We start from the raw sequence: 24,950 nt of genomic DNA on the forward strand, positions 1-24,950 counted from the left end.
TGTGGGGTTTCTCGGAGGCTTGCCTCCGGTGACCTGAATAATGGAGTCCGTTTGATAAGGAGGTGTGTGCATGGCGACGAGAGGCTGGTTCTCGGAGTCGTCGGCGCAGGTGGCGCAAATCGGCGACATCATGTTCCAGGGCCACTGGCAATGGGTCTCGAATGCGCTACAGGCCACCGCGGCAGCGGTTGACAACATCAACCGCAATGCTTACCCGGGCGTGTCCCGGAGCGGCTCGGGCGAGGGAGCGTTCAGCAGCAGCCCGAGCAACGGCTTCCGTCCGAAGCGCATTCGCTCGCGCTTCAACCGCTAGGCTGGCGGGCAGGCGTGAGGCGTGCGTTCTGTCGCCTCACGCCGATCCCTCGGGAGCGTTATGATTAACCTGCTCTACTACAGTCATACCACCGTACCGGCTCATCTGGAAGAGATTACGCGACTGGATGTGCTCGATCCTGACGAGCAAGTGCTGGTCGCGATAGATGGCGTTTTGGTCGATCAGCAGGGACAGCGGCTGAGCGGCCCAACGCTGCACGATTATTGTCTGATCACCGACTTGCGGGTGATCCTGTGGGCACGAGATTATGGCCGGCATTTGTGTTATGCCTTTCCATTGCATGAGCTGACGTTGATTGATGGGCGCGGGATTGATCCGATCCACGGCGCAGTGACGATGGGCTTTAGCGCGCCAGATACCGATGATCAGATTTTTACGCTGACTCTGGTACCACAGGCGTATGTGCCGGCATTGATGGTGTTGTTGCGTACAGCCGCCGAAACGGCAAGATCGGCGCTGGCTGCCGGCATCGATGCCCGGCAAGCCGCTCCTGATGTGATGACAGCGCTCGGTGCTGCTATTTATGGTTCCGAAGATGCGTTGCGCATAGATGAAACTCCATACCGCTGGCCGGGAGGTGCTGCACGTACCCCGGCAGCGCCAAATGCACTCTTTGCGATTGATCCGGCTAACCTGCCGCCAAATCAAATCTTTACCGCTGGTCGCCTCGCTCGTTCGGCATGGGACACGCTGCGGCGCACGTTGCGCGAGGCGGATTTGCCATTTGATTTAAGTCCGACCAGTATTCGTGAATTAACCGATGCTATTCGTGCTGTCAATGATTTGGTTCAGACTGTCGCAAATAATCCGGCAGCTCAACAGATTGCGCTGGCGTTTCTTAACCGGCAGATGGGGAATCAGCAGTCAACTGCGCCTTCTCCACCGGTTGAGCCGCCCACGCCTGAAGCAACACCAGCACCGCACCGCTACCACGAGATTCCGTTGCGCCGACGTGCCACACCCTCTCGCGAACCGGCAATGACTCAGCCGACTGCAACGGCTTCATCTCCATTGAATATCACGGATCGGCGCGAGATTCCGCTCCGCCGTCGGACAACCCCTCTTCACCGCACGTCGCTGGCAGCGTTGAGTGGATCGGGTGATGCCGATCAAGATCGAACGACATAAGTGTTGCAATCATCGGCGGTCGCAACCGCCCAAGGAGCAGGTATGAGACCATTTCTCGGTGTTAATGTGAGTATGGCCAGCGTCGAAGAGATGCAGCAGCGCGGTTTGCTTGAAGAAGGCGAGACCCTACTGGCACTGTTCGATGGTACGCTCCTCGACGAACAACGACGTCGCATTGGTGGCCTCGCGCTCGCCGATTTCGTTGCGCTGACCGACCGGCGGCTGATTCTGTGGGCGCGTGGGTTTTTCAATGATACTGTTGATGGCTTTCCGTGGAGTGATGTTGATGTGGTTCGTGCCGAGACCTGGGATCCGTGGCACGGGCGGGTGAGCCTGGCCCTGCGGATACCGGCAACACCACCGCGCAAACGCCGGGTGGCCCTCGGCGAAGTACAGGAAGCCGGTCAGCCGGAGCGCGTCATTATCAATACGCTCGATTATATGCCGGTTGAGGACGTCGATGTGCTGGCCAAAATGGTGGCCTGGGTTGGTGATCAGGTAGTAGCCGGTGTCACCGGTGAAGAACTGATCAAGGCATTTGAAGCAGAATTTCCGGCAGTTGAGCGGAAACCGCTACCGCCATTTTTCCTGGCTTCTGAACCAGCACCACCACCGATGCCAGAGCCGGCACCGCAACAACCAAAGAAGAAGCCATGGTGGAAGTTTGGCGCGGCTGATAAGGAAGAGGAAGCAACACCAGCCTCGCCGGGGAACCTGATTGCGGCTTACGAACGTCAGCGTAGCGGTAGTGGCGTGTCGCCAGAGACACCGCCGGCACCGGTTGGCCCGTTGCCGACACTGCCCGAACAGCCAAATATGTACGAGGTGAGTCGTTCGTTGCGCCTGATGCTTGAAGTTCCGCGTGGTCTTGCCCGCGGGATGCGGCGAGCGAGTGAAATCCTGAGTGGCGCAACCGAGTTGATCAATAACATGCAAGACCCACGGGTACGGCGCAATGCGATGCGTGGTCTCTATTACGCTGCGGCGCAGCAAGAGGCTGAAGGTGGCCCACTGGCACCGGTTGGACCGGTCGTGCGGGCGGCAGTACGGTTTGCCGAACCCACCGAACAACAATCGGCTGCTGAGCCACCCCAACGGCGGATCGCCGTTCGGGCAGCAGTCCGTCAATCATCGCCAGCCCCTGCGCCAGAGCCGACGACAACCGCTCCGGCTGCCACAGACAACCCGGCCACCCCGGCGAACCAACCGGTACGGCGGGCCATCAGTATCCGTCGTTCGGAGACACCTGATAGTGGACAGGATGGGTCTGTGCCGGTGCGACGAATTGTTGTTAATCGCACCGACCGCCCGGCAACGGTGAGTGGCAGTGGGACAGGCATCACGCCTGAAACACGTAACGGACACAACGATAGCGATGCGGAATAAGGTAATGGGGTTGGGGTATCACAACACAGCAGGCACATGAGGAACTATGACGCGCGTCATTATCTACTCCGGGAAAGGTGGCACCGGTAAGACAACCCTCTCGGCGGCAACTGCGGTGATGCTGGCGCAAGCCGGTCGCCGAACACTGGTGCTGTCGAGCGATCCGGCACACTCGCTGGCCGATGTGATGGGGATCGCGATTAGTCGTGATCGACCAACGCCACTGGCACCTCATCTTTATGGCCTTGAGGTGGATACCATTTACGAGTGGCGTCAAAATCTGGGTGGTTTCCAACAATTCGTAACTGCCACCTATTCGGCCCGAGGGATCGAACGCTCGACGGCTGCTGAGCTGGCTAATCAACCCGGCCTCGATGAAATTCTGGCTCTGCAACGAGTAATGGACGAGGCCCAGAGTGGACGTTGGGACGCGATAGTGCTTGATACAGCACCTACCGGTAATACCCTGCGGCTCCTGGCGTATCCCGAGATGATTATCGGTGGCGAAGCCGGCAAACGCCTCTTCCGGGTGTATCGTGGAATCGCGAATGTTGCGCGTCCTTTCCGCCGCGATCTGCCCGACGACCGCTTCTTTGAAGAGGTTGGTAAACTGCTGGAGCGGATGGATCAACTGGCCAATTTTTTAGTCAGCTCGAATGTATCGGTACGGCTAGTATTGAATCCTGAACGATTACCCCTGCTCGAAACCCGACGGGCGTACACCTTCCTGAGCCTGTATGGCTTGCAATTGGATGCCGTGTTGGTTAATAAGATTTTGCCCCACCGCACCGATCTCGGCCCATACTTTGACTACTGGGTAAATCTCCAGCAGCAGTACCTGGCCGAAATTGAAAGCAGTTTTGCCCCAACACCAATCTTCCGCACGGTGTTGCAGGGTGGCGAGCCGATTGGGGTTGAGGCGCTGCTACACGTGGGCCGGCTGACGTTTGGCGAGGTTGATCCGGGCGCGCTGTTATACGACGAACGTCCGATCTGGCTGGAGCAATGGAGTGATGATGGCGAGCCTGGTCAGTACGATCTCTGTCTGCGCCTGCCATTTCTTGATCCCGGTGAGGCAATTGAGGTCAGCCACAGTGGCCCCGACTTGACGATTGTCGTTGGTCGCCTGGAGCGTACCATCGCCTTGCCGCGCGTTTTGTACGACTGCACCCTTGGTGATTATCGGTACGAAGATGGAGTGTTGCGCCTGGCCTTCTACGAGGCAAATGTCGTGCGCACCGCCAATAAGCAGCAAGTTGAAGCAGCCTGAGCAAACTGGCTTGCTCAGGGTCGTATGGTTGATTATGCCGGTTGCCTTGAGCGCCGGTCGCGAGCACTCGCATGCGCACACTGATCTTTACTGCTCATCATCAACTCCAACAGAGCGCGGCTGCGCTCGCAACAGCCTGTCACGCCGCCCGTCGCGGCTATCGCACGCTGCTGGCGTCGAGTGGGCCAGGACACCTGATTGGGCATCTGTTGCACCAGAGCCTCGGCGCCCGCCCACTCGAACTTGAACCGAATCTCGCGGCAATGGAAATCCATCCCCACGAGGAGGTCGCACGTCGTTGGGAACAGGTGCGCCCCTCGCTTCGGAGTGGGTTGGTTGCCCGTTTGCGTGACCTCGGCCCCGATGAATTGCCCGCTTTTCCCGGTATTGATGCGGTGGCAGCAATGCTGGTTGCCGAACGTGCCCGGCAGTCAGGGCGCTTCGACCTGCTGATCCTTGATGGCCCGGCACCCGATGCACTGATCCGGGCACTGACCCTACCGGATGTGTTGCGTTGGGCAGTCCGTCTCATTTTCGGCCTCGACCGGGGGCCGGGAAAATCACGTGCTTCTCAGGAACAGGCAATGATCCCGGCGGCTATTCTGGCCCCAAGCGCCACTGCCCCCCTGCAGGAATTGCGCATTGAGCTGGAGACCCAACGGGCACGGCTGGAAACCGAAAGCGGTGCACGGGTGCGCATGGTTGTGCTGCCACCAGAGTTGCGCCTGCCGCCACTACGCTCGGCTTTAACCGCCTTTGGCCTTTATGGAATGGCCAGTGATGAAGTCATTGTGAATGGCTCACCCGATCAGGTTGATGATGAGAGCCGCCACGACTTTAGTCACGAAACCAGTCGGGCCAGACCGTTGCTGCGGATTGGACAGCTTGATCTAACGCCAACTGATCGGGATTCATGGGCTTTGCGCGGGGCAGCACTCTACCGCGATGGCGACATCTTTGCGACTGAGCCGCCGCGTCCACAAAGCAGCGAGCGAGACATGCGCCTCCTGATTCCATTCCTCGATCCCAAAGCGCTTGACATTGCTGTGGCCAGTGAAGAAGTCGTTGTCCAGCTCGGACAGATGCGTCGCCATGTACTCCTGCCTGGCCTGGTGGATGGTGGTCGGTTACGGGCCAGAGTTGAAGGGGAACAGCTTCGGTTATGGGTAGAATAGCGAAGGGGGCGCGTATGTCAGTCCTTGCCCAACCTGTTCCGTTTGAGCGACCGCCGGCGCGACCGGTTGATGCGCCACCAACGGCAAAGTATGTCGCCTACGCGAATGAAGTGGCAACCCGCCTTGCCGGTCGCCTGAGTGGCCGTGAGCGGCGACGACTGGAAGGCGAACGAGCGCTCCTGGCCCGTGCCCGATTTATTGAGTTGAACGGTGTTGTGCATCACTATCAAGACGTTGGACCTTCTGATGGTCAGCCACTCGTCCTGATCCACGGTTGGGACTGTTCGTCGTTTTGGTGGCACCACGTGGTTGATCCGCTGGCTCAAGCCGGCTATCGCGTGATCAGCTACGACTTAAAGGGACATGGCTTTTCGGATACCGATCCACGTCAGAATTATACGGTGGCCGGCTTTAGCGCCGATCTCCAGGCGTTAATCCGCGCACTCGATCTCGGTGCGGTGCATCTGGCCGCTTTTTCGCTCGGTGCGTTCGTCGGGCTACACGTCGCCGCACATCACCCGGATATGGTACGTTCGCTCATCTTCTTCAACTTCAGCCTGCTACCGTACAACAAACTGGCATCAGCGTTTGTGCCGCGTCTGCTCGATGTCGTATTTAATCGAGTGCTACGACCAATCGAACGGCGAAACCTGTGGTGGCTCCCGTTCATCTACGCACGACTGGTCATGGCGCAACATACACCGTCAATCAGCGACATTCGACTCGGCACGCTAGGGCTACGCTACTGTGATCCGGCAGCAGTCCGGGTATCGGCAACCGAATTGTCGCGCCCGGAGATTCTCAATGCAGTGGCCGAACAGGCACGCATGATCCGCCAGCCATTGTTGCTGGTAGCCGGCGCGAATGATCCCATTATGCGTCCGGCTGATGGCCGCAAACTGGTTGCATTAACTCCAAACGGCTCGTTCCTGGAAGTACCAAAATGTGGTCATTTGATTTTATTTGAGTTGCCCGAACAGGTTATTCAGATTATGCGCCTCTTTTTGAAAAGTGTTCGCTAGGGAGGGTCGTCTATGCAATTGTTGCTTCGTTCCGGCGGTCAGCAATTGATCATTGACATGGAACGTGCCGATGACCGTCCGCTGACGGTGGGCCAGTATACGTACCGTCCACGCCGCCTGGCCGGCAAGGTGCGACGGCTGGCGACCAAAATGTGGCCCGATCTGCCGCCGACAGTGCTCGCCGAACGGCTCACCTTCGAGGCCATGGATACCGTTCGCGACACTGCCTGGAGCGATAGCGGGAGTTTCTCACCACGTTCCGGTTCAGTAGTCCTGCTGGGTCGCTGGGACGAAGATGGTAGTGTTGGTATTGCACTCCACGAACTGGCCCACGAGATGCATCTGTACCACGGGGGATACGACGATAGCGACGGTGTGGTACGTGAAGCCGTGGCGATGCTGGCCGAGCGAGAAGCCGGTCTGCGCCGCACCTTTGAACGCGAACCGTACCACTCGGCATGTCAGTTAGTCGAGCAGTTGGAGTCGTTGTCTGCTTTCAATCGCCTCTCATTTCCCAAGCGTTGGGCAGAGGTGATCAGCGTAACCTCGATGGTTGGATTGGCCGATCTGGTGAACTATTACCTTGATCGGAGTGAACGCCTGGGGCTGGCCCGCTGGCTGGATCGGTTAACCAAAAATATTGACGTGCGCGATCAACTGCTGGCCCGGTTAGCAACCACATCATTACGCTACAGTCTGGCATTACGCCGGGTATTGATCAAAAAACTCGTGCGCTGCAAGCCCGAAACACCGGTGGAACAGCTACTCTACGTGCTCGACTCGATAGCAACACTTGATCGTCGCTATCCCAACGATGATCTGGAACAGATTATCAACTTCTGCTTTGCACCGTATGTGCCGCAACGTCGCCGTCTCTTTGCCTTTGGCTCGTGATAGAGAGGAGCGGGTATGAATCGCTTCAATGAGGACAACGACACCGTTCGCTGGCTACCCGGATTTGTCCGCCGATGGTTTGGTCTGACCGATGAAACGCCACAGCGCCGAGAGGCCGCCGGCCCCGGCTGGATGCCCGGCTGGCTCCAGCGCTTTTTCGGGCTGACCTACGAAGAACCGGTACGCTACACCGATGAAGGGACCCCGTCGGTGTCATCACGCACAACCTACACACCACCGCCACGCTCGTACACACCTGGTACCCCCTCGTTTACACCGACACCACGCGGGTTTGCGCCGGCGAGTTATCGACCAACGAGCGGTGAAGGTACGCCTTCGACACCGACACAACGCAGCCTGGCCGGTGATGAATTACCAACCGATATTCAGCCCATCGGCTATCTCTTACGGTCGTATGCCCGTGGTGCTCTGCCGCCGCAAGGACTGGAAGCCTTCACCCGCGAAGTGCGTACCACTACCGAAAAGGTCTTCAACTTCTACGGCCACTGGCTGCGCTTCCAGACCGAGGAACTGTTCCGTATCGGTGGCGATCTGTGCAACGCTGTCATCAATGCCTTGCCCGGTGAACCGGCCAAACCGCAGAACCAGACGATTCGTCGGATCAAGGTCGTAGCCGATAACGGCAACGGCAGCAGCAACGCCACATCGACTGCGCAAACCGGTTCAGCCGAGACCACGACTGAACCAGAGCGCTCTGAGGATAAAGAGTAAGCTATGACTCGTCCGGTGGTGATCATGGGCGGGTGGCTATCGTCACCCGCCGATTACTTCGGAATGGCGCGCATCCTGGCTGCGCCACCCTACAATCGCATCGTCTACGTTGTCAATTTCAGTCGGCTCGACTGGCTGGCACTGCGTGACCCCAACTTTGGCCCGGCGCTTGATGCCCTGGCAGCAACGGTGCAGATTGCCTTAAGCGAAACTGGCGCCGATACAATTGACTTAATCGGACACAGCGCCGGTGGCCGGATTGCCCGTGCGTATCTGGCCGATGAGCCATACCAGGGCGTTCGTTATGCCGGACACAAGGTGGTAGCAAGTTTGACAACGTTAGGTACTGCCCACGCCACCTCAGAGGTATGGGTCAAGCAATTTGCCGACTGGCTCGAAGCCCGTTATCCAGGTGCGGCATTTCCCCACATTAGATATCGGGCTGTTGCGGGGCGTAGCGTGCGTGGGCGGCGCTTTGGTTCACCGGAGGAGATGATTGCCTATCGTTCCTATGAAGTCTCGTTCGGCAACGGCAATCTCATCGGCGACGGTATCGTGCCGACCGCAGCTTGCTACCTGGCCGGTGCCGACAACCTGATCCTGGAAGGTGCCCGTCACGCACCGTACAACGCACCGGCAACCTGGTACGGGGCACGTGACGTGGTACCACTCTGGTTTGATGCCGGGTGAGGGTAGGTATGGTTCGTCCATTGGTCATCATCGGTGGGTATCTGACCAGTCCCAACGACTTTAGCGCCCTGGCCCAGGCGCTATCGCAGCCCCCATTTGATTTTCGGGTCTTCGTGACCCCCATCGGACGCCTGCGCTGGGCCTTGACCCGCGACTGGGATTTTCGCCCGGTATTGCGGATTGTCCGCGAGACGGTCGCGCAGGCTCTGCACGAAACGGGTGCCGAGACCGTCACGATTCTGGCGCACAGTGTAGGTGGAACCGTCGCCCGCATGTATCTTGGCGATCAGCCCTACAAAGGCGAGATTTATGGCGGACACCGCTTCGTCGATCACCTCATCATGCTCGGTACACCGCACCACAGTCAGGAATTCTGGACCCGGCAGACTGTCGGCTTCACCAATCGCAGTTATCCAGGCGCATATTACCGCCACATTCGCTACACCTCGATCATTGGGCGAAGCATTCAGGCCAATCGCAAAGGACGCTGGATTGAACGGATGGCCTACAACAGTTATGTCATGATCGATGGTCCTGCCGGCGCTCAAGCGTGGGGAGATGGAATTACAACGCTCCGTTGTGCAGCGTTGGCTGGAGCTGAATATCTGGTCGTGCCCGGCCTTCATCACTCACCCATCCACGGACGTCCCTGGTACGGCGACCCGGATGGGTTGCGAGAGTGGCAACGCGTGTTAATGAGATCATCACCACTTGTTGTTTGAAATGTCGCCGATTTGTACTATAATACAAATTACATGAACTCAACGCACTTTGACCGAATTATTCTGTACGTCATGGCCGCTGTGTCGGGGGTGTCGCTCGCATGTTATACCGCAGTGCTCTATCTCTGCCGGCAGGAAGCTCGTGGATCGCAACCAACACGATCAACGCTGCGCACCCGTCTTGCCAATCTGGCGCACGCTCTCGATTGGTTGATGAACCTGTTGATTGCCCTGGTTGGCATTGGGCGACTCTTTCGCGAAGAGCAATTTGGCGGACAACACCAGCCGCGCTGGTTGAAGATCTATTTTATGATCACCGGCCCTCTACCGACTATCGGTATGGTCGGCGCGATGATCACCGGACATCGCTGGGAAAAAACGATGCACCATCATCCGCATCAGCGACGGTTACATCGCATCTTTGCCTGGGTCGGCTATTTCAGTTGGTGGCTCAGCTTTATTCCGATCTTCTTCCAGCCCTGGCTCAACCGAATGGCTGCCAGGACCAATGACTCGACTTCAGTTCTTTCATAGTGGCACACATCTGTGCACGAGGGGGAATGCATGACAACGGTACCATCAGTGGATGCGACAAAAACGAACGGGACAGATCTGACCCAGCACGATCTGTTTGCGGCGACCAACCGCGCCTACGATATGGTGTTTAAAGGCACGGTTGACTTCTTCGTGATTAAAGCCGCCAAAGATTTGGGGTTGTTCGACCTGCTGGCATCTGCCCCGCGCACCCTGGCCGACTTAGCAACGCTTACCGAGACGGTACCTCCGCGCCTCGAGAAGTTTCTGATTACCATGGAACAGATTGGTCTGGTAACGCGGCAGGGTGACGCCTGGCAGTTGACGCCGTTCGCCGATCAATTTTTCGCCGATCCCGAACGCCATCGCAATATGACGATGGTACCATTCGTTGATTACATTGCTGATTTGATCGAAAATTACTATTTGCGACTTGCCGATGTCGTGCGTGGCAAGGTCGATTTTACCAGCATCGTGCCACACCCACCCCGCACCCGTGAAGACAGTCTGTTCTACGAAACCTTACACCGCTCGAACATTCAACTGTTTACTGAATTGTTGATCAAGCGCGCCCGGCTTGCCGATGTGCAGACCTTAATCGATGTTGGTGGCGGCATTGGTGATATTGCTGCCGCCCTCTGCCAGGCATTCCCCCAACTCAAAGTGACCCTGATCAACCTGCCCAGCGCCCTTGATCTGGTACGTGAAAATGTGGCGGCCAAAGGGCTAGCCGACCGCATCACTCCCGTCGCTATTGACATGTACCGCGAGCCATACCCACCTGGCGACGCCGTCCTCTTCTCGCGCATTCTCTACCCGATGAATGCGCAGTTCTGCACGATGTTGCTCAGGAAGGCTTACGATGCCCTGCCCAGCGGCGGACGAATTCTGATTCTGGATATGGTGATCAGTGATCCAAACCATCCCAACTACGACTACCTCACCCACTACCTGTGCGCGATTGGGATGGGCTTCTCGGTACTGGAATTCAAAGATCATGCCGTCTATCCAGATTTGTTGCGCCAGGTTGGATTTACCGATGTCACTCTCGATGAAGGGTACGAACACGTATTGTATCAGGCGGTCAAGCCGTAACGCGGAGTCGTGGTTTTGTGACCGGTGCAGATTCTGCCCGGCAATGCGGTAAGCAATTATGATTTCGACTGAACAACGTGTCTCGCTCAGCCGAAAAATCCGGGCACATATTGAACTTGCCGATCCGGTGACATGGATCTCGCCAGTGCTGGTCTGCTTTTGTGGCGCCCTGGCATCAGGCTACGAGCGAGGTTTTGATTGGACGCGACCCGATCACTGGTGGCTTATGCTACTGGGGGCATTAATGACCGGCCCGTTGGGTACCGGCTTCAGCCAGAGTATCAACGACTACTTTGATCGTGATCTCGACGCGATCAACGATCCGCAACGGCCCATTCCTGCCGGTATCATCTCACTGAACGAAGCCCGCTGGAACTGGATCGTACTCGGTGCGGCCACCCTTCTCGTCTCACTGGTCTTCGGCAATCCACTCATCGTTTTGTTTGCTGTGGTCGGGATCGTGTTGTCGGTGATCTACAGCATGCCGCCAATCAAGCTCAAGAAGCACTTCTGGCTTGGGCCGCCGGCAGTGGGGCTAGGCTATGTCAGTATGAGCTGGATGGCCGGGCATCTAATCTTTGCCCCACTGACCTGGCAGAGCGTGGTGGTAGCGTTGATCAATGGCGGTCTGGCAGCCGGCTTGCTCTTCCTCAACGACATCAAGAGCGTTGAGGGCGACCGGAAGCTGGGTCTGCAATCGCTCACGGTAGCAATCGGGGTGAAACGCACCCTGATCGTTGCCTACGTCACCATTAACAGCTTCGAGGCAATGCTGATGATCCTGGCGTTGATTTGGGGACAGTACTGGGTAGCGGCATTTATGTTTCTGGCCCTGGTGGCACCGATCTACAATCAGATCAAACTCTACCAGGAACCAACCCAGCAAAACTATGTTCGCTATCTACTGGCCTCAAATCCATTCGTCGCGTTGATTCAGATTATTTCGGGTTTTCTCGTAGGCGGCTATTTTGGCTGACCGTATCTAAGGAGGTGCGATGATGACAGAGAGTGAAGGCGAGGTGCGGGTACGCAGCGTACCGGTGCGACGCAACGACAGCTTCGTTGAGTCGGCGATGGAATTCGGAGGTGGGATTGTTCGGCTCGGTTTCTCGATCTTTACCCTCCCCCTGGCTCTGCTGCCGCCGGAGTCGCGCCAGCACATGCACAATGCTACCAAAGAGTTGATGTACGCCTTTGCTTCACTACCACGCGATTTCGCCGAGATTGCGGGTAAGAGCATCGAGAAATGGGCGGAAGAGGGTGAAGAGCCAAAAGGAGAGGCGAAGTAGGGCCATTTGCTCTCTTCAGAGCAGAGGAGGAGTGTAGTATGAGCAATGAGACAACAAACGAGCGCGATGGGCTGTTTGAGATGGCAGCCGGCTTCGTCGGTGGTGCTACACGGATTGGATTGACGGTAGCATCCGTACCGCTGGTCTTGCTGCCGCGCAACTCGCGCCGCCGGGTACGACGGGCGATGGCTGAAGTGGCAATGGCCGTTGTAGCTTTTCCCAAAGAGCTGGCCAACGTCTCTGAACGGGTGGTTGACGACATCTTTGCCGCCGATCCACCCCAGATCAACCTGCCCAGCCCGCAGCGTGTCGGCGAACAGGTGCGTTCGTTTACCGAGCGCCTGGCCCGTGCGGCAGAAGAGTTGGGCACCAGCTTTAGCCGGGCTGCCGGTCGTGCCGCTGATGCCGTCGAACAGGGTGCGGCGAAGGTTGATGAGTGGGTCGAAACACCACCCAAGACACCACCGGCGCCGTGATCGTTTACCGCTTGCTGAGTGACGCAGAGGTGTAGGATGGGCAATTGAACATCCTGGCCTCTGCGTTTGCCACTCTGAGAGGAATGTCGCTCTGTTATAAGGTTGACCGGCAACCAGACCGTGGTATGCTGTAAAGAGAGGGATGCGATGACGATACCTCTGCAATCGCGATTGTTCCACGGAGCATTGTCACTATGCGGATCGTGATTCTTGGTGCCGGTTACGCCGGTTTACGGACTGCGCTTGATCTGGCCCGTCTACGCCGGGCATACGGGCTGGAAATAACTATTCAGGTCGTCGATCAGAATCCGTATCATCAGTTGGTACAGTTGCTCCATCTCACGGCAACTGCCGGTATTACCGACCAGAAGTCGATTTATCAGTTAGATACCCTCTTCCGGGGGCGCGAAGTCGAGCGGATCGAAGGTCGCGTCGAGGCTATTCATCCGCTTGAGCGGCGAGTCGTGCTCAACACCGGTCAAACGCTGGAATACGACCGGCTGGTCCTCGCTTTAGGGAGTGAAACTGCCTTCCAGGTACCCGGTGCTCGTGAATATACGCTCCCCCTGCGCACTTTTTCTGATGCGCTTAAGCTGCGCAAGCACCTGATTGAACAGTTCACCCGTGCTGCATCGATCACCGATCCCACTGAATTGCGGATCACGATGACAACAGCGATTGTCGGCGGTGGTTATACCGGTTGTGAGCTGGCCGGTGAACTGGCGGCCTGGGCCGATGATCTTTGCCGCCAGACAGGTGCTCCCCGCAAAGAGGTACGGATCGCCCTAATCGAGCGTGAAGACCATCTGCTGCCCCATCTCGGCACCTGGGCAAGCAACGAGGCTGTACGCCGCCTGGAACGTCTCGGTGTTAACATCTTTTTGCAGACACCGGTTGTGCAGGTTGAACCACAACGTCTGCGCTTCGCCGATGGTCGCCTTTTGCGGGCCGGCACGATTGTATGGGGGGCAGGTGTACGCGCCCCGGCCTTGCTCGCCGAGGCAGGCTTTCCTACCGACCGCCTCGGACGGGTGCTGGTTGATCGCTATCTGCGCGTGCAAGGCCACGCCACTGTGTTCGCCATCGGTGATTGTGCAGCAGTGCCCGATGGACGGGGTGGCACCCTGCCACCAACGGCATCGTATGCCATGCGACAAGGTGAACATCTGGCCGAGGTATTGGCTGCCGAAGCTCGCGGTGAAGCACCTCGCGCCTACGAGCCGGTTGAACTCGGCGAGGTGGTATCACTCGGCCCAAATGATGCTGTCGGCAACCCCCTGGGCGTGCCGATTACCGGCTATCCGGCGCTTATGCTGAAACGAGGCATCGAAGAGTATTACCGGGCAACGATTGAGAGTGCTTAGTCACAGGAGAGACGTATGATTGTCCAGGAACAGTTTGTCTCAATTAAAGCGCCACCCGCTACCGTCGAGCGCTACCTGACCGATCCGCAACTGATGATGGAGTGGCGATCACCGTTAGTCGTACTTGACCCGATTGAAGGCGAATTGATGACTCTGGGGAGCAAGCACAAACTGCGCTTAAAATCACTGGCGCTGGCCGGCTCGACCTACACCGTTACTGAACGCGATAGTAACCATATCCTGCTCACTATCGATGGCCTCTGGCGTGGGCAAGAACTCTGGCGCTGGTTTGCCGATGGCGACCGCACGATTGTGCAAAATCGGGTTGAGTATGAAGTGCCCGATCCGAGTCTGCGCGTCTTTGTTGTCGGTCTTGGGCAAATCTTTGCTTCACTGGACATGCGGATTCAGCTCGACCGTCTGCGCATGCTGATTGAGGGGAAGGGCCAGCCCGCAGCGCAGGCTCGCTAGACTGTCCGGGGCGACTGACCGTTGCCCCTTTTTGATTGGACACCTTTGACATAAAAGCACAGAAATTGCACAAAAAGTGCATAGTTTCACCTACTACCATCCGCCGGGCGCTTGTGCTAGCATAGACGTACAGGTTTGGCAGCTCCTCACAAGACGAGGTATACCTATGGCGCGACAGCAACGGTTCAGTCCACGGGATGAAGTCTACCTGACCAGCACCAGCTTTGAAGTATACATGGCTGCCGGGGGAGTATTTATTGGTCTGTTCGGCCTGCTGTTTGCGATCAGCATCAAGATCAGCTTTGCCTGGTTGGTGTGGCCGGCACTCTTCGTATCGATCCTGGCCGGTTACATTACCCTGAATCGCCTGGAGAAACGTGAGCGCAAGCGCAAACTGGCCGAGCTGGAAGCCGAGTACGCCGCGAAAGAACAGATAGCGAAGGGTGATTAAAGCGTCATTTGTCTGCATTCTGTCATCTTGCCCGCTGCACGATTGTGCTATCTTCAAGCTAATCGTGTTGTTGCAAGAGGACAGGTATGCAGACACTTCGCTCTATTCGTCGAACCCGTGATCTGACGTTCGTTGATCTGGCTCTTTTGAGTGGTATTCCTGCACGTGCAATTGCTGAGGCAGAGTACGGTCTACGCCGCCTCAGCAATCACGAAGTCGAAGCAATTGCGCTGGTGTTGGGGCTTTCGCCGACAACCCTTTTTCCCCCGTTCCAGCAACGTTCTTCATCACCTAATTTAACCCCGCTTATACTCACAGCCGGTCTGGCAACATCGCTGGCACTTAGTCCGCTGGTGATGACCGAGTGGCAACGTGCGCAGCAGCAACTGCTTAGCACAACCATACACCACGTCGGCGAGGCCCTCAATGCCCCTGATCGTCAGCCAACCCCTGACATCATTCGTCCATTACCAACTGCTCCGCAGGCCGCTCGTTCAATACCTGCCACGCCAACCGCTGATGCGCTGGCCCCCCTGGTCGCGCCACTCCCGCCACGGACGCCTACCCCAATCCCCACCCCCAGCTTTTACCTCGATGAAGCCGGCCCACACGGTTGCCCGGTCCAACCCACAACGGGGCAGGTAGTGATCACCCAGGGATACGGGGTGGGCACCCACGCCCCGGCCCATGTGTGGGGTGCAGTCGATCTGGCAGTTGACGGCAATGGCGACGGGATTGCCGAGCCTGGATCAAGCTGGTATACCCCGATTGTCGCCACCCACAATGGTGTTGTTCGCGTGACCCTCGATAGTTACCCAGCCGGGCATCACGTCTGGGTCATGGCGCCGGATGGCATCTGGCGAACCGGTTATGCCCACCTCGCGGTAGTTACAGTCATCGATGGGCAATACGTACAGGCGGGTGACGTGATCGGCCTGATGGGCAATACGGGCTTCGCCAGCGGCCCCCATCTCGATTACCAGGTCTGGCGTGGTGACGAGAATATCGATCCGACTACGCTGGTGGGGTGTAGTACTATCAAACCCTGATTGACACAGTATGCCGGTTGTCAGACCATGCTGGAGTGTTGCCAGGCATCCACAGCGAGCCGCCGGTGAGTTATCACCGGCGCAGACGCATGATATTATGCACCACTGCCAATTTATCAGTCCAGTAATGGCAGTTGACACGCTCCGCAGGGTGAACATCCTGCCTGTACTTGTCCATCACTTGTACCACTGTCACGGGACAGCAGCCCCCCACCCTCACCCGCCCCCGCTGGGCTATGCATTACCCACATGTCACGCTGCGTCAGACGGGCTGCAAGCGATCCCCGTGGTGGCTCCCCGTGGTGCAGGCTTCCAGCCCGCGTGCCGGTACCATCTCCACCGTCGTCAGGTGCTGGCCGTGGCCGCTAGTGCGCAGACTGGACGTCTGCACCACAGGCTGATACACCGGCTACCGCCACTGCTCCCATCCGTTTCCCGTTCGTGACGTGAGACCCACATGACAGTAGTGTAACGCGCATAGTGCCCAGGATCACACACGATGAGGTAGACGCTGCTAGTGAGCGAAGAAGTTGACAAAATAGTTATGGGTAATGTATAGCCGCTGGGGGGAGGTGGAACAAGGGCCAAAGTCCAGAGAGGCACGGCATGCCGTGCCCCTACGGGTGTCCAGCGGTGCATCATTCCGTAGGGGCGACGCATGCGTCGCCCCTACACATGTGTCGCCCCACGTCGCCCCCTGGAGTAGGCTATGCATTACCCACATGTCACGCTGCGTTATGACAGGCTGCACGCGCTCCCCGTGGCGCAGGCTTCCAGCCTGCGTGGAGGTATCATCGCCATCGCCGGCAGATGCTGACCGTGGCCGTTGGTGCGCAGGCACGAATCTCGTGCAACATAACCGTCTACGCGCAGGGATCGCATGCATGTCTGACCGACTCGCTGATCGGCACGAGCACATTCAGCAATCTCGTGACCAGGATGGGGAACGTTGTGACACGCACCGGATCATGAGCACGGCTGGTGCGGCAGCATGGCTGCCGCACGCCAAACTGCGCGACACGCACATGATGCGCGTGTAAGGCAACCCATTCAGCACGTGATACCACGGCTGGAGCTGTGCGCTGCCATCGGGCCAGTCACCCAGAACACCATCCATGGCGATCATACCCGCTGATACACACGTGGTTGATACCAGTTATGGGTAATGCATAGTGGAGTAGGGGCGGGTTCACAACCCGTCCCGGGTTCAGGACCGGCCCACCCTATGCATTACCCACATGTCACGCTGCGTTAGACCGAACTGCAAGCGCTCCCCGTGGCGCAGGCTTCCAGCCTGCTTGGAGAGGCATCCTCTCCACCGCCAGCAGGCGCTGGCCCCGCTGGCAGGCTTCCAGCCTGCCCCACGGTTTGACACACTGGCTACTGCCGCTACCACTGCGACCATCCGCTGCCCATGCGTGACGTGAGACTCACGCGACAGCGATGCAACGCGATAGTGCCCAGGATCGCGCACAATGAGATAGGTGCTGCTCATGAGCGAAGAAAGTGACAACCTGGGTATGGGTGATGCATAGCGCTGCGCGGGAGCGGGAAGCGTAGTGGCTGCGATCACATCTGAACAACCATTCACGGCACGCGATGCAAGACATTCCCATCCACCGAATCCCGTGGATAGTCAGGTGAACGGTACAGGTACCGTCCGTAGGGGCGGGTTGAGAACCCGCCCCTACGGAACCCGCCTCTACACACCACCAGCACAAGTACGCTGTGGGGCAGGCTGCCGGCCTGCGTTCAGCCATCCCCATCATCAGGGGCACGTACCGGCACGGGAGGCCGCTGCAATCCGCGCCGGATCGTGAGTACGGCTGGCGCGGCAGCATGGCTGCCGCACTCCACACCGCGCGACACGCGCATGACGAGCGGGTACGGCAATTCATCCAGCACGTGCTGGTACGGCTGGAGCGGCGCACTGCCACCGAGCCAGTCGCCCGCAACAGCATACATGGTGATCATACCCGCTGATACACCCATGGTTGGCACCAGTTGTGGGTAATGCATAGCCCCCGCTGGGGGCAGGGAAGCGCTGGTGCATAATGGCTCTCGCTGTCGCGAGCTGGTTCAGGTGGGGAGCGAACCGTAGGCGCCCGCTCCCAGTGCTACCGGTGAGCGAGCGGGAGGCGCGTGCTCGCAGGGTATACCAGCGCTTACCCACCGTGGCATAGCGCTTACAACCACAGAGTCAGGGTGACGGTAAATAGCGTGTTATGACTGACACTAAACCAGATTTGAGACAAGCTCTATGCGGTTATACAGCCTGCACGAGGCGAGATGATCTATGCCCGCAATGAGCGCTGAAAGAGTGTCAGCGCAAACATCATGCTTAGGACAGCAAAGCCGATCAGAATCAGGCCACTAAGCCAGAGCGGTAAGGTAGCCGCAGTACCAAATGCCAGTGCCCGTACCGCATCAATGAAGTAGGTAGCCGGATTGATCAGCACAATCACCCGCATCCAGCCCGGTAATACATCGAGCGGGTAGAGTGCGTTAGAGGCGAACAACAGGGGTAAGTTAAAGAGAAAAATCATCCCGTGATACCCGGCAATACTGCGCGAGATAGCCGCAACACCGAGAGCCAGGCCACTGAAACCAATTGCAAATACCGCCAGCAACGCCAGTGCGCCCAGCCAACCGATAGGATTCACGCTTAAGCGCGCTCCCATCAACAAACCAACCACCAGCATCAGAGCAGCCTGGAAGAGGGCTTTAGTCGCAGTACTGGCGGCACTTCCCAGCAAAATACTCAGACGCGGAATTGGCGCTGCCAGATACTCTTTGACAATCCCACGCAGGCGTTCGTCGAGTAAGACCATGCCGCCGCCAACGGCGCCACCAAGTGCGCTCAGCGCAATGATGCCCGGCAGGATAAACGACATATAGTCGTTGCCGCCAACCGCACCGATCATGCCGCGCATCCCAACCCCGAAGAGCACCACCCACAACACCGATTGAAGCGCCAGTCCAAACAATTCTTCGGTCTGCTGAACGAACTTGCGCATGTGGCGCGTCCAGATAACGTAGGTTGCGTACATATCTCTTTCACCTAATCACGTAACGCAGTGCCGGTATAGTGCAGAAAGACATCACCGAGCGATGGTCGCGCCAGGGTGACATCTTCAATCGCAAAGCCGTTGCCACTTACGGCACTCAAGACCACCGGCAAACGCCGACTCCCATTGTCGGTGTAGATGAGTATCAATCCTTCTGTCGGATCGGTTTCAACCCGCTGCACACCGTCAATACCACATATCGCGCTGGTCAGATGGTGAGAGTCACCCTGCCCGCGCACCCGAATCACGTCCGAACCGAGAGATGCGATCAAGTCGGTTGGTTGACCTTCAACAATCAGGCGACCGTGGTCGATAATTCCCACCAGATCGGCCAGTGCTTCGGCTTCGTCCATCGCATGCGTGGTGAGCAAGATGGTCATACCTCGCTGCCGGTTCAGATCACGCACGTACTGCCAGATATTCACCCGGTTTTGCGGATCGAGACCCTGCGTCGGCTCATCGAGCACCAACACCTGCGGATCGGTCATCAAACCACGGGCCAGCTCAAGGCGACGCTTCATGCCGCCAGAATAGCTCTTGACCGGACGATCAATCGCGTCGGTCAACTGAACCAGCTCCACCAGATCGCGTATCCGTTGTCGCCGCACCGCTGCCGGCAACCGATAGAGGCGACCATGAAAATCAAGCGTCTCACGACCGGTCAGGAGAGGATCGAGTACCATCTCTTGAAATGTTACGCCGATGCGGCGGCGCACCTCGGCAGCCTCGCGACTGACATCATAGCCGAGGATACGTGCCGTGCCTGCCGTGGGTGGCAACAATGTGGTCAGGATGCTGAGGAGTGTTGTTTTGCCGGCGCCGTTTGGGCCAAGCAACGCATATATCTTGCCAGAGGGAGCCTGTAGATTGACATGATCAAGGGCCGTGAGGTTGCCATAGCGCTTGACCAGATCAATTGTCTCGATTGCCGGTGTATCCATAACATAGCTCGCGTGTAAAGAGCGTGATAATTGTCACATTTTGATTATATCACTACTTGCAGATCGAGTAACTTGAGCGCGATAAGACACTCTGCCCAGTGAACAGCGCTACGGGATGGCACAGCCCCGGTATCTGCGGCGCAAAACTGGTGTGGAAGTCATGCTGCTACCTTCACCATACGCCACAGCGAATGCCTGATACACAGCCAGCCTGTTATCACATAATAACACCATCGAATCTATTTCCTATCTACTCTTTTTCTATTTTCTATGGCAACGTTCACTGCTGCAACTTACTGACATTTCTGACGTATTAGTAAGTGTACAGGTACTGGAAAGGAGGCAAACTGTGCAACAGCAGCCAATCCGAATTGAACAACGCAGCGGCCCCAACATCCTGATCCGCGTGATCTATTTCTTCGTCTTCGGATTATGGTTTAGCGGGATTTGGGCCGCGATTGGATGGATTTTGTGTGTGACTATTGTTGGGCTACCGGTTGGGCTGTGGATGCTCAATCGGATGCCGCAGGTGGTCACGCTTGCCCCGCAGCGAAATAACCTTGTCATCGTCGGCAATCAGGTCTACCAGAGCAGTGTCCCGCAGCGTCCATTCCTGATCCGTGCGCTCTGGTTCGTCCTGGTGGGATGGTGGCTGAGCGCGCTATGGTTGTTGGTCGCGTGGGCACTAAGTGTTTCAATCATCGGTATGGTCTTCGCATTCTGGATGTTCGACCGGGTGCCGGCCATTATCACACTCGCTCGTCGGTAGGGGAACGCAGGTTATGCAACTGTAGGAATTCACCGCTTGTCGGTCAGAGCAGTAAGCATGCTGCAATAGCTGTGTGCCCATCCCGTGGTGATGGGCACTTCTCGTGAGAAGGTGAAGCGTCTTCAGCTCACAAATCCATGCTAAAATCAGCTTACCGGACCGGCGCATAGAGTAAATACGTGACGAGCACACCCGGCATCCCAGTAACCAGCAGGGGCAACAGTGTGACACGCACTTGATCGTGACCATGGCTGCCGCACTCCAAACGCCGCGATACGCGCATGACGAGTGGGCAAGGCCATCAATCCGCGTGATGGCACTGGAGATGGTTGCCGACGCTGCTCGCTTCTATACCGGCAACCCAGGGGCAGAATAACCCTGATGCTGCACCTGAACGATATACCGCTAGATGACAGTAGGGACGACGCATGCGTCGCCCCTACAACGCCGACGACAACCCACCAGTGTCTCACCGGTAGCACACCTGGTACCGTTTCTGCACGAGGATTACACCTGAACAATGCACATCGTTGAGCAAGATTTGGTCTTCTGGTAAAGAACACCTCTATATCCTCATTACTGTCTTATCGCCTACATTCGCTGGTAAAGCCGAACTGACTTCGCTGCTGTGCATTTTAGATTCCACAAAATAGTCATTTTTTCACTATAATTAAGACAGCTTTGCGCTAAAGAGGATTGACGAATGGGCAAAATTGTGATATGTAGTTATGACAATCATCCAAAAAACCTATCGTACAGATATGAGAACATCCTGGCATCCGATGAGTGTAACGATGAGGTTGCGTAATGCCCGTTGCAAACCACATAGAAAAGGTTCGCGAACGTTTACGACGTGGTGAGTTTCCATCTGAGGCTGCGGTATCTCAAGGAATTGTACTTCCTTCCCTGCACGAACTTGGATGGCCTGTATTTGACACAAATGTCGTGATTCCGGAGTATTCGGTCGAAGGGCGGTGAGTCGATTTTGCCCTTTGCCATCCAATTAGCCGTCGGCCCTTGATATTTATCGTGGTTAAGAAGGCTGGTATGTCTGATTGGGCAGATCGACAACTATTTGAATATGCCTTTCTTCAAGGAATCCCAATGGTCATTTTTACTAATGGTCAGGAATGGAGTTTCTATCTTACTAATGCACAAGGTTCCTACGACGAAAGAAGAGTGTACAAACTCGATCTTCTTGAAAGCGATATTGAAGAGTCTATTTACCGACTTGAGCGATACCTGCAATATGATTGGGTCTGCTCCGGTGAGGCACTGGAAGCTACGCTTTCCGATTACCAAAATGTTGCCCGTACCAGAGAGATAGAGGCAGCACTCCCGAAAGCCTGGAAAAGCTTGCTCGAAGAGCCGGATTCGCTGTTATTGGAACTGCTCGCCGACAAAGTTGAAGACTTGTGTGGTTACAAGCCTGACCTGGACGTGTGCAGTAGATTTATCACAACTGTGATGCGAAATCACGTTGATGTGCCTCCCCAATATCCGACCTTACCACGAACTCGAAATCCCCTGCCGGCGGAAAGGATTGAGACAGATGATCGGGTCAGAGCCGGTAGTGAATGTTTCATTATGTTTGAAGGCAAAACATATAAACCTGGATCAGCAATTAGAACTATGCTCAAGCTCTTCCAACGGCTGGCAGAAGCTGACCCGGGTTTCCTTGACCGTTTTGCCGCAATGAAGCACGGCAGTAAACGGAAATACATAGCCCGCAACAGGCTAGAACTCTATCCCGATCGGCCTGATTTGGCTAAACAATGCTCCGTTGAAATTATCCCCGGATGGTGGATGGGGAAAAACTTCAGTAAGCGTGATATCAAGCATATCATAGAAATGGCACTCGGAATTATATCTCCAACACTGCGGGCCAAAATACAATACGAATTGTAAGAAATATCCTGGAGGCTATGCACTCGTATCGTCACCCAGGCATGAAGTGGAAAATCGGTCAGGCACTGACCGTAAGTGGCTGAGTGTGCCGGTGCTTGTCGAACGATGGTCTGACTTCTACTATCAAGCAGAACCACCCCATTGACGCCAGGGAACAAAAGTGCTATGATCCGGTGAGCGTCAGGGATGATGCGCAGGTTGATGATCTATCGACTCTGCGACCGACAGCCGACGGAACGCCGACTGCCGTGCGCGGTTTGCGTTCCGTTTTTTATGTGGAAACCGAATCAACGGCACCTTAGCAAGGAATGTGTGGCTATGTTCGCCCAGCTTAAACGCATTCTGGTTGGAAGACCGATTGCAACTGAACACCAACATCACGAACGTCTTAACAAAGCAACTGCACTGGCTGTCTTCTCTTCTGATGCGTTGTCCTCGGTTTCATATGCAACAGAAGCAATCCTCACAATCCTGGTTTTAGGCGGCAGTGTCGCATTAGGACTTTCGTTGCCAATTGCGGCAGCGATTGCCGGATTGCTGTTGATTGTCGGTTTTTCCTACCGGCAAACAATTCATGCCTATCCGCAAGGCGGTGGTGGGTATATTGTCACCCGCGATAATCTGGGCGATCTACCGGGTCTGGTTGCTGCCGGTGCGCTGCTGATCGATTATGTCTTGACAGTGGCTGTGAGTATTTCCGCCGGTGTGGCAGCCATTACCTCGCTCGCAACGAACTGGGGTTTCCCAACACTACGCGATCATGCCGTTGAGATTGCGTTGGTTTGTATTTTGATCGTTACGATTGCCAATCTGCGCGGTGCCAAAGAGAGCGGTTTTATCTTCTCGATCCCAACATATGCGTTCATCAGCGGTATCTTGTCGATGATTGTCTTCGGTATCGCCCATGATTTGATGTTCGGTGCCGACCCTGTTGTCCACTCGATTGATCCCGACATTCCACCGACCGGTGAGGTATTATCGCTCTGGCTCATTCTGCGCGCTTTCGCCGCCGGTTGTACGGCACTCACCGGGATTGAGGCCATCAGTGATGGTGTGCAGGCGTTTAAGCCACCGGAGGCGCGTAACGCTGCTATTACGCTGACCTTGATGATTAGCCTGCTGGTGACGATGTTTCTTGGGATTACCTGGCTGGCCTATACGCATCAGGCTGTACCAAATGAGTTTACCCACGAGACGATTGTCTCGCAAATTGCCCGCACGATCTTTGGGGTGGGGCCGCTCTACGTCTTCATCCAGATAGCAACCGCCCTGATCTTAGTATTAGCCGCTAACACCGCCTTTGCCGATTTTCCGCGCCTCGCGTCATTTCTATCGCGTGATCGCTTCTTGCCGCGTCAGTTCTCTTCGCGCGGTGACCGGCTGGTCTTTTCCAACGGGATTCTGGTGCTGGGGCTGTGCTCTGCGGTGCTGGTTGTGATCTTTCAGGCGAATGAGATCGCGATGTTGCCGCTGTACGCGGTGGGTGTATTCACTTCATTCACCCTCTCGCAATCAGGGATGGTGCGCCGGCATTTTCGCCGCAAGCAACCGGGCTGGCACTACAGTGCGATGATTAACGGTATCGGAGCTACGCTGACGGGCATTGTGCTGGTGATTTTGATGGTCACCAAGTTCGTTCATGGCGCATGGATGGTAATTACGGCGATTCCGATCCTGGTGATGGTCTTCCGCGCCATCAATCAGCACTACCAGCGTGTGGCGGAGCAGTTGTCGCTAAGCGGTGCTATCCTGCCGCCGGAACTGCGTCGGCATACAGCAATTGTGCTGGTGAGTGGGATTCATCGCGGCGTTCTCCCCGCTTTACAATACGCCCGTTCGATTGCGCCCGATAATGTGACAGCGGTGTATGTCGATCTTGACCCGGAAGCGACGGCGAAGCTCCGCCAGCGCTGGCAGAATTGGGGATGTGATATTCCGCTCGTAGTACTTGAGTCGCCGTATCGCTCGTTGATCAATCCGATCTTACGCTACATCGAAGAGGTTGAGTCGCGCTATGGTGATGATGTGATCACGGTTATCTTGCCCGAATTTGTGCCGGCGCGGTGGTGGGAGCATCTCTTGCATAACCAGACCGGTTTGCTGATCAAAACGGCATTGCGCTTACGCGGTACAGTCGTGACCAGCGTACCATACCGCTTAGCGCGTTGATCTGCTCACAATG

Annotated in this window: 27 protein-coding genes; 24 read left to right on the forward strand and 3 right to left on the reverse strand. The window is 56.6% G+C overall.

Features of this window, described 5'->3' with window-relative positions:
* Positions 1–70 precede the first annotated feature (70 nt).
* The 20 genes from CAUR_RS00630 to CAUR_RS00725 all read left to right on the forward strand — a co-directional run bounded on the left by CAUR_RS00630 (position 71) and on the right by CAUR_RS00725 (position 17,122).
* On the forward strand, positions 71–313 hold the full coding sequence (locus tag CAUR_RS00630) for a bacteriochlorophyll c-binding family protein (protein WP_012256036.1): 243 nt from the start codon (positions 71–73) through the stop codon (positions 311–313).
* 60 nt (positions 314–373) lie between these two features.
* Positions 374–1,462 (forward strand): hypothetical protein, encoded by a 1,089-nt coding sequence (locus CAUR_RS00635; protein ID WP_012256037.1) that lies wholly within the window; start codon positions 374–376, stop codon positions 1,460–1,462.
* 42 nt (positions 1,463–1,504) lie between these two features.
* Complete coding sequence (locus CAUR_RS00640; protein ID WP_012256038.1) at positions 1,505–2,848, forward strand: hypothetical protein; 1,344 nt, start codon at positions 1,505–1,507, stop codon at positions 2,846–2,848.
* Between the two features lie 46 nt (positions 2,849–2,894).
* Positions 2,895–4,118, forward strand: a complete 1,224-nt coding sequence (locus tag CAUR_RS00645) for an ArsA family ATPase (RefSeq protein ID WP_012256039.1) — start codon at positions 2,895–2,897, stop codon at positions 4,116–4,118.
* 71 nt (positions 4,119–4,189) lie between these two features.
* A complete protein-coding gene (locus CAUR_RS00650) occupies positions 4,190–5,293 on the forward strand; it encodes an ArsA-related P-loop ATPase (RefSeq protein WP_012256040.1) in 1,104 nt (367 codons plus the stop codon).
* A gap of 14 nt (positions 5,294–5,307) precedes the next feature.
* On the forward strand, positions 5,308–6,315 hold the full coding sequence (locus CAUR_RS00655; protein WP_012256041.1) for an alpha/beta fold hydrolase: 1,008 nt from the start codon (positions 5,308–5,310) through the stop codon (positions 6,313–6,315).
* A 12-nt stretch (positions 6,316–6,327) separates the two neighbouring features.
* Positions 6,328–7,209 carry a hypothetical protein gene (locus CAUR_RS00660; protein ID WP_012256042.1) on the forward strand — a complete coding sequence of 294 codons (882 nt, stop codon included), beginning with the start codon at positions 6,328–6,330 and terminating at the stop codon, positions 7,207–7,209.
* A 15-nt stretch (positions 7,210–7,224) separates the two neighbouring features.
* On the forward strand, positions 7,225–7,941 hold the full coding sequence (locus CAUR_RS00665; protein WP_012256043.1) for a hypothetical protein: 717 nt from the start codon (positions 7,225–7,227) through the stop codon (positions 7,939–7,941).
* Positions 7,942–7,944: 3 nt separating this feature from the next.
* Positions 7,945–8,631, forward strand: coding sequence for an esterase/lipase family protein (locus CAUR_RS00670; RefSeq protein ID WP_012660390.1), 687 nt, complete (start codon positions 7,945–7,947; stop codon positions 8,629–8,631).
* A gap of 8 nt (positions 8,632–8,639) precedes the next feature.
* A complete protein-coding gene (locus tag CAUR_RS00675; RefSeq protein WP_012256045.1) occupies positions 8,640–9,353 on the forward strand; it encodes an esterase/lipase family protein in 714 nt (237 codons plus the stop codon).
* Between the two features lie 33 nt (positions 9,354–9,386).
* The gene (locus CAUR_RS00680; RefSeq protein ID WP_012256046.1) at positions 9,387–9,887 is read left to right on the forward strand and encodes a hypothetical protein; all 501 of its coding nucleotides are present in this window, start codon (positions 9,387–9,389) and stop codon (positions 9,885–9,887) included.
* Between the two features lie 30 nt (positions 9,888–9,917).
* A complete protein-coding gene (bchU, locus tag CAUR_RS00685) occupies positions 9,918–10,982 on the forward strand; it encodes a bacteriochlorophyllide d C-20 methyltransferase BchU (RefSeq protein WP_012256047.1) in 1,065 nt (354 codons plus the stop codon).
* A 58-nt stretch (positions 10,983–11,040) separates the two neighbouring features.
* On the forward strand, positions 11,041–11,958 hold the full coding sequence (gene bchG / locus CAUR_RS00690) for a (bacterio)chlorophyll synthase (RefSeq protein ID WP_012256048.1): 918 nt from the start codon (positions 11,041–11,043) through the stop codon (positions 11,956–11,958).
* A gap of 19 nt (positions 11,959–11,977) precedes the next feature.
* Positions 11,978–12,271 (forward strand): hypothetical protein, encoded by a 294-nt coding sequence (locus CAUR_RS00695; protein WP_012660391.1) that lies wholly within the window; start codon positions 11,978–11,980, stop codon positions 12,269–12,271.
* Positions 12,272–12,309: 38 nt separating this feature from the next.
* Complete coding sequence (locus CAUR_RS00700) at positions 12,310–12,747, forward strand: hypothetical protein (RefSeq protein WP_012256050.1); 438 nt, start codon at positions 12,310–12,312, stop codon at positions 12,745–12,747.
* Between the two features lie 194 nt (positions 12,748–12,941).
* Entirely contained in the window at positions 12,942–14,111 is a 1,170-nt protein-coding gene (locus CAUR_RS00705) for an NAD(P)/FAD-dependent oxidoreductase (RefSeq protein WP_012256051.1), read from the forward strand.
* Between the two features lie 15 nt (positions 14,112–14,126).
* Complete coding sequence (locus CAUR_RS00710; RefSeq protein ID WP_012256052.1) at positions 14,127–14,582, forward strand: SRPBCC family protein; 456 nt, start codon at positions 14,127–14,129, stop codon at positions 14,580–14,582.
* 166 nt (positions 14,583–14,748) lie between these two features.
* Positions 14,749–15,033, forward strand: a complete 285-nt coding sequence (locus tag CAUR_RS00715; protein ID WP_012256053.1) for a hypothetical protein — start codon at positions 14,749–14,751, stop codon at positions 15,031–15,033.
* 86 nt (positions 15,034–15,119) lie between these two features.
* A complete protein-coding gene (locus tag CAUR_RS00720; protein WP_012256054.1) occupies positions 15,120–16,082 on the forward strand; it encodes a peptidoglycan DD-metalloendopeptidase family protein in 963 nt (320 codons plus the stop codon).
* An 884-nt stretch (positions 16,083–16,966) separates the two neighbouring features.
* Complete coding sequence (locus CAUR_RS00725) at positions 16,967–17,122, forward strand: hypothetical protein (protein WP_157866354.1); 156 nt, start codon at positions 16,967–16,969, stop codon at positions 17,120–17,122.
* A 712-nt stretch (positions 17,123–17,834) separates the two neighbouring features.
* Here the strand turns inward: CAUR_RS00725 and CAUR_RS00730 are convergent.
* From CAUR_RS00730 to CAUR_RS00740, 3 genes are all read right to left on the reverse strand, one after another.
* Entirely contained in the window at positions 17,835–18,047 is a 213-nt protein-coding gene (locus CAUR_RS00730) for a hypothetical protein (protein WP_162015829.1), read from the reverse strand.
* A 329-nt stretch (positions 18,048–18,376) separates the two neighbouring features.
* Positions 18,377–19,132, reverse strand: coding sequence for an ABC transporter permease (locus CAUR_RS00735; RefSeq protein ID WP_012256055.1), 756 nt, complete (start codon positions 19,130–19,132; stop codon positions 18,377–18,379).
* 11 nt (positions 19,133–19,143) lie between these two features.
* On the reverse strand, positions 19,144–20,091 hold the full coding sequence (locus tag CAUR_RS00740) for an ATP-binding cassette domain-containing protein (protein WP_012256056.1): 948 nt from the start codon (positions 20,089–20,091) through the stop codon (positions 19,144–19,146).
* A gap of 349 nt (positions 20,092–20,440) precedes the next feature.
* Between CAUR_RS00740 and CAUR_RS00745 the strand changes: the two genes are divergently transcribed.
* The 4 genes from CAUR_RS00745 (at position 20,441) to CAUR_RS00760 (ending at position 24,937) form a co-directional block, all read left to right on the forward strand.
* A complete protein-coding gene (locus tag CAUR_RS00745; protein WP_012256057.1) occupies positions 20,441–20,860 on the forward strand; it encodes a YccF domain-containing protein in 420 nt (139 codons plus the stop codon).
* A gap of 247 nt (positions 20,861–21,107) precedes the next feature.
* Positions 21,108–21,236, forward strand: coding sequence for a hypothetical protein (locus tag CAUR_RS21690; RefSeq protein ID WP_278043624.1), 129 nt, complete (start codon positions 21,108–21,110; stop codon positions 21,234–21,236).
* A gap of 671 nt (positions 21,237–21,907) precedes the next feature.
* Positions 21,908–22,768 carry a hypothetical protein gene (locus CAUR_RS00755; protein WP_162015831.1) on the forward strand — a complete coding sequence of 287 codons (861 nt, stop codon included), beginning with the start codon at positions 21,908–21,910 and terminating at the stop codon, positions 22,766–22,768.
* Positions 22,769–23,086: 318 nt separating this feature from the next.
* Complete coding sequence (locus CAUR_RS00760) at positions 23,087–24,937, forward strand: APC family permease (protein ID WP_012256059.1); 1,851 nt, start codon at positions 23,087–23,089, stop codon at positions 24,935–24,937.
* Positions 24,938–24,950 lie beyond the last annotated feature (13 nt).

This window comes from Chloroflexus aurantiacus J-10-fl, assembly GCF_000018865.1.
Lineage (GTDB): Bacteria > Chloroflexota > Chloroflexia > Chloroflexales > Chloroflexaceae > Chloroflexus > Chloroflexus aurantiacus.